General features: G+C 41.1%; 9 protein-coding genes. 5 read left to right on the top strand and 4 right to left on the bottom strand.

Annotated features, from left to right (window positions below; all coding sequences use genetic code 11):
• Window positions 1-1,882: cadherin-like domain-containing protein (locus HWQ37_RS22185; RefSeq protein ID WP_292750907.1), on the top strand; the 1,882-nt coding region annotated here is incomplete at its 5' end.
• 149 nt (window positions 1,883-2,031) lie between these two features.
• Here HWQ37_RS22185 and HWQ37_RS22180 read toward each other — a convergent pair.
• Together HWQ37_RS22180 and HWQ37_RS22175 are read right to left on the bottom strand one after the other, a co-directional pair.
• Window positions 2,032-2,256 (bottom strand): hypothetical protein, encoded by a 225-nt coding sequence (locus HWQ37_RS22180; RefSeq protein ID WP_292750905.1) that lies wholly within the window; start codon window positions 2,254-2,256, stop codon window positions 2,032-2,034.
• Window positions 2,257-2,606: 350 nt separating this feature from the next.
• Window positions 2,607-4,217 carry a hypothetical protein gene (locus HWQ37_RS22175; RefSeq protein WP_292750904.1) on the bottom strand — a complete coding sequence of 537 codons (1,611 nt, stop codon included), beginning with the start codon at window positions 4,215-4,217 and terminating at the stop codon, window positions 2,607-2,609.
• An 87-nt stretch (window positions 4,218-4,304) separates the two neighbouring features.
• Here HWQ37_RS22175 and HWQ37_RS22170 point away from each other — a divergent pair, with 87 nt between their 5' ends.
• On the top strand, window positions 4,305-7,535 hold the full coding sequence (locus HWQ37_RS22170) for an alpha-mannosidase (protein ID WP_292750903.1): 3,231 nt from the start codon (window positions 4,305-4,307) through the stop codon (window positions 7,533-7,535).
• A gap of 114 nt (window positions 7,536-7,649) precedes the next feature.
• Here the strand turns inward: HWQ37_RS22170 and psbN are convergent, their stop codons facing one another.
• Window positions 7,650-7,781 carry a photosystem II reaction center protein PsbN gene (psbN, locus tag HWQ37_RS22165; RefSeq protein ID WP_292750901.1) on the bottom strand — a complete coding sequence of 44 codons (132 nt, stop codon included), beginning with the start codon at window positions 7,779-7,781 and terminating at the stop codon, window positions 7,650-7,652.
• Window positions 7,782-7,866: 85 nt separating this feature from the next.
• Between psbN and psbH the strand changes: the two genes are divergently transcribed.
• From psbH to pth, 3 genes are all read left to right on the top strand, one after another.
• Window positions 7,867-8,070 carry a photosystem II reaction center phosphoprotein PsbH gene (gene psbH / locus HWQ37_RS22160; RefSeq protein WP_292750899.1) on the top strand — a complete coding sequence of 68 codons (204 nt, stop codon included), beginning with the start codon at window positions 7,867-7,869 and terminating at the stop codon, window positions 8,068-8,070.
• 141 nt (window positions 8,071-8,211) lie between these two features.
• Window positions 8,212-8,484, top strand: a complete 273-nt coding sequence (locus HWQ37_RS22155; RefSeq protein ID WP_292750897.1) for a TatA/E family twin arginine-targeting protein translocase — start codon at window positions 8,212-8,214, stop codon at window positions 8,482-8,484.
• A 179-nt stretch (window positions 8,485-8,663) separates the two neighbouring features.
• Complete coding sequence (gene pth / locus HWQ37_RS22150) at window positions 8,664-9,305, top strand: aminoacyl-tRNA hydrolase (protein WP_292750895.1); 642 nt, start codon at window positions 8,664-8,666, stop codon at window positions 9,303-9,305.
• 259 nt (window positions 9,306-9,564) lie between these two features.
• Here pth and HWQ37_RS22145 read toward each other — a convergent pair whose 3' ends face one another.
• The gene (locus HWQ37_RS22145; RefSeq protein WP_292750893.1) at window positions 9,565-9,909 is read right to left on the bottom strand and encodes a hypothetical protein; all 345 of its coding nucleotides are present in this window, start codon (window positions 9,907-9,909) and stop codon (window positions 9,565-9,567) included.
• Window positions 9,910-10,244: the final 335 nt, after the last annotated feature.

Below are 10,244 nucleotides of genomic sequence, written 5' to 3'. Positions count from 1 at the left end.
CCCCAACGGTCAGCGTGATGCAGGGGAGAGCTACGTGGTCTTTGGCAGCAATAGTGGTTTTGGAGCTAGCTTCAACCTCTCGTCCCTCAATGGCAGCAATGGCTTTGTGATTAAGGGACTTGATGAGAGTGACTACTTAGGCCGTTCTGTCAGCAGTGCGGGGGATATCAACAACGACGGCTTCGATGACCTGATTATCGGGGCATTAGGTGCCGATAATGCCGGTAAAAGCTATGTAGTGTTTGGCTTTCAGACTGCCGCTACCACTAACGAAGATACTGCCGTTAACATCCTTGCTAGCAATCTTCTGCGTAGATATACAGATATCGATGGCGATACTTTAACTATTAGTGATTTCACCAACCCCACTAATGGCAGACTGACACTTAACGACAACAACACTCCAGATAATCCCAGCGACGACTTCTTCATCTACACCCCCAATGCCAACTTCAACGGCGCTGATAGTTTCACTTTCACTGTCGCTGACGGCAATGGCGGTAAGATTACTAGTACTTTCAATCTCAATATCAAACCCGTCAATGATGCACCTGTGGCAGCCAACGATCTTTTGACTACTGCCTTCAATACTGCACTAAGTATCCCAGCTAGTACTCTGCTGGCTAATGATACTGACATCGATAACAGTAACCCCAGCATTACTGGCGTTAGTGGTGCAACCAACGGTACTGCTGTGCTGAATTATAACGGCACTCAGAACAACTCGACAGATGATTTCATCGTGTTTACCCCAATTAATGGGTTTAGTGGTAATGCCAATTTCAATTACACTATCAGCGATGGTAGCCTGACTAGTACTGCTAGGGTTGCGATCGCTGTTGGTGCTAACATCACTGGCAATAATGGCAATGATAATATCTCTGCTGGTGACGGCAACGATAATATCTCTGGTAATGGCGGCAATGATACCATCTCCGGTAGCAATGGCAATGATACTTTTGTCTTCCGCGTTGGCGATGGTTATGACACCATCACCGATTTTGCTGGTACTGGTATTGGCTCAAATCCATCAGCAACAGCGATTAGCCAACTGGATACGTTGCAATTTATCGGTAGTGATTTAACTGCCCAAAATCTGCAATTAACTCAAAATGGTAATAACTTAGAACTCACCTTTTTGGATGCGGCTTCTACGAAAGTTACCCTGCAAAACTTCCAATTAGAAAACCTGGATAATTTACCAGCAAATGCTTCACAACCAGCTATCGGTAATATCCTCTTTGATGGACAAACCAGTGTAACTGACAGTTTTGATATCTTCAATGCCAACTCAATTCAAACTAATCTCTTTAATAAAAACACCGTCACTTTCCTCAATGACCTTAACAATAACGTCGCGGGTTTTGACAACTCTAATGATGTAATTAATGGTCAAGGGGGTAACGACATCATTAATGGTAATAGTGGTAATGACCTATTGCGAGGCGGAGAAGGCGATGATATTCTCATCGGTTCTGAAGGTAATGATACTCTGGTGGGTGGCAAAGGCAATGATATTCTCATCGGCGGTGTAGGTGCTGACTTTTTCCTTTACAACAGCAATGCTGACTTTACTACCACTGTTGTTGGTGTTGATACTATTACTGACTTCAACAGTTCTCAAGGTGACAAAATTATACTGGATAAGAGTACTTTTAGTGCGTTAGCTTCGGCTGCGGGAACAGGTTTCAATAATACCAATGATTTTCAAATCACTAATTTAGCGGGGACTAGCACAGCAAAAATTGTCTACGATCCTGTGAGTGGACAGTTATTCTACAACCAAAATGGCAGCGTGGCTGGTTTTGGGAGTGGTGGTTTATTTGCAACTTTAACTGGTGCGCCAACTCTTACAGCATCAGATTTTGTGTTACAAATATAGTCTTAAAGCTGTTACGTTATTTACTAAATTATACAGCAGATTCCCAATTGGTGAGGTACACAAGGTAAGTCTATTACCCAAGTGTAAAGCGTGTTTTACTCCTGTTAGCGTAGTCCATTCTGAATTCTGCTGTATATTCTTGTGAGATATTATTGTTTTAAAAAGTTTGTAACTTTGAAATTTGATGTTCCCTCCCAACAGTGGTTCAAAAATGCGTTTACCTGAGCATCTGTGGAATCAGCCGATTCCCTAGATGCATTAAATTGCACTGCTGTCACAATGTATTCAAAGATAATTACAAACTCTTTTTGGGGTGAAATTCTTTCGACTACAATTGTTTCACCTATCTTCGGTATTTGAGGCAGATTTACCACAAATGTCTCAATTTTCGGTTTCTCTAATGGATTTTTGAAATTGAAGTATTTACAGTAAACAATAATTTTCACTTAGACAACCACCAATAACAATTCACAATTCAAAATTAAAGACATTTCAGACAGGGATTTAAACCCCGACTGAAACTAATGCTACATATAGATTGCAGGTTCTTAAACCCTTGAATTTACGATAACATTATAGATAATCAGAATTATCCTTAAATTGAAAAATTGTAAATATAATAGGTTATTAAAAAATATCTATCAGCTTATACCAATTCTCCAAAATCAGGCTACATCTGTAAACCTGTAAATCAAAATAAGATTTGACGAATTACGAATTAGGATTATTTACCCTGCCATAATTCCCGCAATGACTGAAAAATCCTTACAAATCTCTCTTCTAGCCACACCATAACATAATCAAGCCATTCTAGAAGTTGCTCTAAGGGGTGCTTCTCATAGCCAGTTAAAGTTGCTTTGGTTTCTATCCAGTCTGGCTGCGCCTCAACTTGACTGCTTTGATTAGACTGCTGTTTCAACATTTCCCCTTTACGACTCTCGTTTTGAGTTTGGGAAATGCTAGCCCGATTTTGTTTTGCAGAGGCGATATTACTACTTGGTTGTTTCCTTTGCACCAAGCCAGATCCGAATTTAGGTTGTTTTACACTCAAATTCTTTTGTGGAAAATGCCCTACTGATAAACTTGGAGCTAAAGTAGAATTTATCCTCCCAGAAAGTGTAACTGGCTTTTGGGCAACGGTTTTGGTGTCACCAAATAAATCATTCCACGTTAGCCAAGGATCATCTGTTAAATCTTGATTCTTTAACAAAGGGCTTTTGGAAAAGGCTTTTATAAGACGTGATGGTAATAGTTTTCCTGGCAATCTTTCATTACTGGTTGTTGACTCAAATGTTTTTCTATTACCAACACCAAAAAAGTAATTAAGCGCCGCCTCAATCAAACTCTGAAGATTCTGTGGATGAGTTTCCAAAGCATCAGCATTTGGTGCAATTTCTCCTTTGGCAGCTAATTGTTCTTTGCCATAAAGAAATGTGTTTAACTGAGTTTGGGCAACCTTAACAACTTCTTGGCTACGTTCTTGCACTGGGATTAAAGCATTCGATTCCAATTTAGCAAAGGCTATATCTAGAAATCCTAATAATCTATCTGTATTAAGTAAATCTTTTGGTACACCCTCGGCTAAAACTGGAACTTTAGCTGGATTTTTGTCAGTGAGTTTTGCTAATAATTGGTCAATTTGTGGTAATAGCTGCGTTTCTTTTTTAGCTATAATCAAACGCCGGGACTGCCAGTATTTAGCAACTTCGTTAATAATTCGATCTTCTAATTTTGCCTGTTGTTGGGGTGTTAAGATATCTAAAATTTCATTGTCGGCAGTAACAAGTACTAAATTCCGACTCATTAAATTTGTGGCAATTCCTCGCACTATTGGAAGATGCTGTTGAAGGGGATTCTCTAATTGTGAAGGGTTGAGACTTCCAGCTTGATTATCTGTAATATTTGATGATTGAGTAAGATTAGAGTTATTCTCAATGACTTTCAGCCGAAAAACTCCCAATAAAGCTAAGGGATTGAAATATTCAGATGTTTTCGTCGGAGTCGAGGCGGGTTCATCTGATGATAGATAATTGACTGCTGCTAAAACATTTTGAATGGGATTATCAGCATTGGGAAGAGTTTCGGGCTGAAAATCGGTATCATTTGATTGTAACTTTAATCTAGTTTGTGGTTCTTTAGTGTGTAGCGTTTTTCCAGATGATTCAGATGACTGAAACAGTAGATACACTGGGTAAAGTAGTGCCTCGACACCCCACTTAGTGGCGACTTGCAAATGTCGGAAGGTGTGTTCCCACTGTTGTGTCACCCGCCGAGATTGCTGGTGGACAAAGTTAAATAGTCTGCTTTGATAACGACCAGAGGAACCAGAAGACATAGTAGTAATTTTTTAGTTCAAGTCTTGTTAAGTTGTGAGACTCGCGCCAAACAATAAAAACAACCAACACCTCATCTTAGCGAATATATGACCCCGACTGTCTCTCAATCCCAGACCAAATTTATCTCACAAGTAATTGAGCAACTGCGCTCTTTTTGTCAAGTTAATCTTCAGTCTACATGGCTGTATCAGGAATCTAATGTGGTTATTACTGATGTTGTAGCTGCTGATTTGTCTGATTGGCAACCTGTCCAGTTGAATGCTAAAGAACATATTGCTTGGACGGGTGGGAAAAAAGTGCTATGGCTACTGCAAAGATTGGTGGTTCCCCAAGATTTACACGGTTATCCCTTAGCTGGGTTATCTTTGCGGCTGGCGTTGCTTTGGTGGGCGGATTCTGCTGAGATTTATGTAAATGGCGAGTTAGTGTTGGAGGGTGATTTATTTGATTGTTCGCCGAGAGTACTTCTCAGTCAAGGGGTAACGCCAGGGGAAGAATTCACTGTGGCTTTGCGGTTAGTCAGTCCGGGACATTGTGATGGTGCTTTAGTGCGATCGCTCCTAGTTTATGAATCTATTATTGATAATAATCCCGATCCCGGTTTTGTGGCTGATGAGTTAGCTGTGGTACAACTTTATTTGCAAAGGTTTGCGCCGGAGAAGTTGGATGTTTTGGCGGCGATGGTGGGGGAGGTTACGAACCGCAGAGGCGCAGAGGACACAGAGAAAGAAGAGTTAGTAAGATCGTTTTTGTCCCTACGTCAAAATTTAATTCAATCCAAAATCCAAAATCTAAAATCTAAAATTTTTCTGTTGGGTCATGCTCATTTAGATTTAGCATGGTTATGGCCTGTGAGCGAAACTTGGAGTGCGGCGCAAAATACTTTTGAGTCGGTTCTGAAGTTGCAAGCAGATTTTCCTGAGTTAATTTTCTGTCATTCGACTCCAGCACTTTATGCTTGGATTGAGGAACATCGCCCAGATTTGTTTGAGGCGATTCAAGCACAGGTAGCTGCTGGACGTTGGGAAGTTGTCGGCGGAATGTGGGTGGAACCAGAACTTAACCTAATTGCTGGTGAATCAATAGTCCGTCAGCTATTGTATGGCCAGCGCTACATTCAGGAGAAATTTGGCAAGTTTTCAACTATAGTGTGGGTTCCAGATTCTTTTGGTTTTTGTGCAACTTTACCGCAGTTTTTCGCTAATGGCGGAATTGAGTATTTTGTGACACAGAAGTTGCGGTGGAATGATACTACTAAATTTGATTATGGGGCTTTTTGGTGGCGATCGCCTGACGGGAGTGAAGTCTTTAGTTTGATGTCTGCACCCATCGGCGAAAGCATTGACCCAGTTAAAATGGCATCCTACGCTATTGAATGGCAAACCCAAACTGGTTTACCAGAATCCCTCTGGCTTCCCGGTGTCGGCGACCACGGCGGCGGCCCCACCCGTGATATGTTAGAAACCGCCCAACGTTGGCAAAAATCCCCTTTCTTCCCAGATATCGAATTCACGACAGCTGAAAAATATTTACAACAAATTGTAGAGACGCGATTCATCGCGTCTGTCAGTAATTATAATTCCCCCTCATCCCCCCCATTCCCCATCTGGAATGACGAACTATACCTAGAATTCCATCGCGGTTGTTACACTACCCACGCAGATCAAAAACGTTGGAATCGTCGTTGTGAAAATTTATTGTATCAAACTGAACTATTTGCTACCTTGGCAACCGTAAGCTGTGGTGTAACATATCCGAAAGCAGAAATTGAAGCAGCTTGGAAACTGGTGTTATTTCAACAGTTTCATGATATTTTACCTGGTTCTTCAATTACCCAAGTTTATTTAGATGCCTTACCCCAGTGGCAGCAAGTGGAACAAGTAGGAACGAAGATATTACAGGAATCACTTTTAGCGATCGCATCTCACATTACCCTATCAGAACCACCAAAATCCAATAGTTTACCTATTTTCGTTTTTAATTCTCTCAATTGGCAACGTTCTGAGGTAGTTTCTGTAGCCTTACCCACGCCAGAAGAATGGCAGATTTACGATACTTCTGGAAAGCAGCTTATCTCCCAATTATCTGAATCATCAACCCTATTATTTCTCGCCACCGAAATTCCACCCGTAGGCTACCGCATATTTTGGCTTTCCCCCTCATCCCCCTCATCCCCCTCATCCCCCCCATCTCCCTCATCCCCCCCACTCCTCCCAGACTGGATTTTAGAAAATGAATTCTTGCGAGTCGTTATAGATCCTGATACGGGAGATTTGTCAAGTGTTTTTGACAAAACTTATCAACGAGAAGTTTTGAGTGGGGCGGGGAATCAATTGCAAGCTTTTAAAGATAGCGGTCAATATTGGGATGCTTGGAATATAGACCCCAATTATGCCCAACATCCCTTACCCTCAACAAATCTTCAATCTATTCAGTGGTTAGAACAAGGCCCAGTGCAAAGTCGTGTGCGCGTGGTGCGTCAGTTGGGTGAATCGGAATTTTGCCAAGACTATATTCTGCAAACTGGTTCACCTCTGCTGAACATCGCTACAACTGTCAATTGGCAAGAAAATCATGTATTAGTGAAAGCTGCATTTCCTCTAAATCTTGAAGCCGACTTTGCTACTTATGAAATTCCCTGTGGCGCAATCCGCCGGCCAACTAAACCACAAACTCCCGCAGAACAAGCAAAATGGGAAGTTCCGGCTTTGCGTTGGGCTGATTTAACCGCAGAAACACACCAAGGTATTCACGGAGTTAGTTTGCTGAATGATTGTAAATACGGTTATGACAGTAAACCAAATCAACTCCGCCTAACACTGCTACGTAGTTCTACTTGGCCAGACTCCGAAGCTGACCGAGGTTTTCACGAGTTCAAATATACCTTGTATCCCCATACAGGTAGCTGGGAATCAGCCCATACAGTACGGCGTGGCTATGAATTGAATATACGGTTGCAAGTGATATTAAATCCACTCAGCACTCACAACAGGATACTTTATCAACCACCCGCGATCGCTAACAAGACTATTGAAGGGGTGAGTTTCCTAGATTTATCAGCTGAAAATTTAATCTTGATGGCCTTGAAACCATCTGAAGATGACCCACAGCAGTTAATTATAAGGTGTTATGAATCTCACGGAGAAACAGCCGAGTTATCTTTGCAAAGTGATTTAGGGTTGAATCTAGGAGATACAGTAGATTTATTAGAGCGTTCCTCTGTTACTGAATTCTCGTCTGGGCAACAAATCTTGACAATACAGCCTTGGAAAATCGCCAGTTTCAAGGTAATTCCAGCGATTAATCCCAGCCGATAGTGAGCCATTATTATTGTGCCAGTGGTCAGTTGTGGTTTTCCACAGACCACTGACAAATGACTAATGACCAATGACCAATGACAAATGACTAATGACAAATGACCAATGACTATTTTAATCTTCGTGGTCATCAAACGGATCGTTCAATTCCTTGCTAGGAGGGCCAAATGAGGTATAAATTGAAATTCCGGTAATGGCAACCACCACGGCAGCCACAGAAATGCTAAGAACTATTGCGGGTTCCATAATTGAGAGATAGATTATGAGTGCTATTCTTATAGAATATTACAGAAGATTAAAAAAAGCTTTGGCAAGTAATCTTAGGTGAACTATGGCACAAAGGACTAGGTTGGGAGATATCCTGAAACCACTGAACTCTGAGTATGGGAAAGTGGCTCCAGGTTGGGGTACTACCCCTGTGATGGCTGTTTTTATTTTGCTATTTTTCGTTTTTCTGCTGATTATTCTGCAACTTTACAATAAATCACTGTTGGTTCAGGATGTATTTGTCGATTGGCGCAGTTTAGGACGCTAACGGATACATAGCGATCGAGTTTGGATAACAAGTTAAGTTACACCCGGTTCTTCCGGGTTTTTTTGTCAGTTGCGATTTCCTACTAGACTAACTATATATGTGAGTTTCTGTAGTGGTTCTATAGTTTACAGGAGACAAAAAATGAATATATTTGGTATCGGTCTGCCGGAAATGGCTGTAATTATGGTAGTGGCGCTGTTAATCTTTGGCCCAAAGAAGCTGCCAGAAATTGGTCGCAGTGTGGGCAAAACAATTCGTAGTTTCCAAGAAGCTTCTAAGGATTTTCAAAACGAGTTTCAAAAGGAAGCAGAACAGTTAGAAGAAGCTGTAAAGACTACTGCTGAATTGGAACCTAAGCAAATCCACCCTGCTAAATCTGAGCAGGATACGGCTAATTCTTCCCAACCTAGCTAGTACCGCTTCGCGGAATTCGTAATTCGTAATTCGTAATTACCATTACGTAAGGGTTTTAGACATTTAAAATGGTGTCAAGTTCGTAGTAAGCACTTCAGTGCTGGATTTTAAGCACTGAAGTGCTTATTACTAACCCAGACTACTAATAGAGTGCTGCATATCAATTGACTGTAGGCAAAATGACAGAAGCTGTTACGCAACCTGCTTTAGTGATTCCCCAGCTAATTGTCGGGTTAGGGAATCCAGAAAGCAAGTACGACCAAACACGCCATAATATTGGCTTTGCGGCTTTAGAAACTCTCTCGCGTTCTTGGCGCATTCCTTTAACAGAAAACCGCAAGTTTCAAGGTGAGTATGGCGAGGGTATGGCCGCAGGTGGAGGTAAGATTCGCTTGCTGAAGCCGTTAACTTATATGAATCGCTCAGGACAGTCAATACAAGCGGTGACAAGTTGGTATAAATTGCCGCCTGAATCAGTACTGATTATTTATGATGACATGGATTTGCCCTTGGGAAAAACTCGTTTGCGCTTATCTGGTTCATCTGGGGGACATAACGGCATGAAAAGTGCGATCGCACATCTTAGTACCCAAAACTTTCCCCGTTTGCGAATCGGTATTGGTAAACCGAAAGATTCAGCTAATAACGATGATTCCGGTGCTATCTCTCATGTGCTGGGGCGCTTTTCTGCTGCCGAAAATCAGCAGATGTCTTTTGTACTTCAGTTCGTAGTTGAGTGTATTGAACTAAGCCTCAAACAGGGAGTAGAAAAAGCGATGAATGTTTGTAATAGCCGCACCATTAATAATTCTGAGTCTTAGGGCTGGATGAATACTTTCCTATCAGCTTATTAAAGAAAGCTAAGGGAACTCCAAGAAATAAATTATCCAATATTGTAGGGTGGGCATCTTGCCCGCCCAGTCCATAGTGCGGGCAAGATGCCCACCCCACAAGAATTAATTGGATATTTTTTTATTTGGAAGTCCCTAACCAATGTTTGAAGGCGCTTATTTTGGTTGATCGGCAGCGATTTTAGCTTGCTCCATCCAACCAAGGTAAAGCCCTTAACGCGCTCTATTTTTAAAAGTTGATTCTGCCCTCATTTAGCAATTTATACCCAGATGCTAATGCTGTAAAAGCAACTATGAAATTCCATAAGCTAGTTGGCTGTAAAATAACTCCACCGCTTAAGAAAACTAGTACTATGCCAATACCTAAAAAAATCCATCCCAAGTTACCAGTTTCTCTCGGAAAAAAAACTAATGCAAATATACCTGCCATCGTTGCCAAAACTGAAGCTGTAGCAGGTAAGCTACGGTAAAAATATGAATAGTAACCGCTAACAAATATGATATTTTGACCAAAAAAGTATAATCCTGTGAAAAGTAGAATTAAACCTATAAGTTTGATTAACAACCTGCCCATAATGTTTTGATATTTTTAATACCTGAAGCCAATTTTTATCCGATTATAGTGGTGTTTTTAAAATCTTGCCAAATTTTACATCCATTTAATTATTTTTGCGTGAATATACTTAAATAAAATCCAGGATGTCTAAAAATGCCAGTACAAGTAATATTGATTACATCAAGTAGTCCTTGCCAGGTTTTTATCAAGGTGCTTTAATAGCGATGTCTGACGACAAGAAGCAGAGCTTCTACGCATTCTGCAAAACAGTCTTACTTAGAAAACGTGCAGCGACTCGACATCGCTGCTGCTGTTGATAAAATTACATACTCAAAACAATAAACTCAAAGATA

Source organism: Nostoc sp. NMS4, assembly GCF_017115095.1.
In the GTDB taxonomy this organism is placed as follows: Bacteria; Cyanobacteriota; Cyanobacteriia; order Cyanobacteriales; family Nostocaceae; genus Nostoc.
Note: the sequence above shows the minus strand (reverse complement) of the source record. Positions and strands in the feature narration are given on the sequence as shown.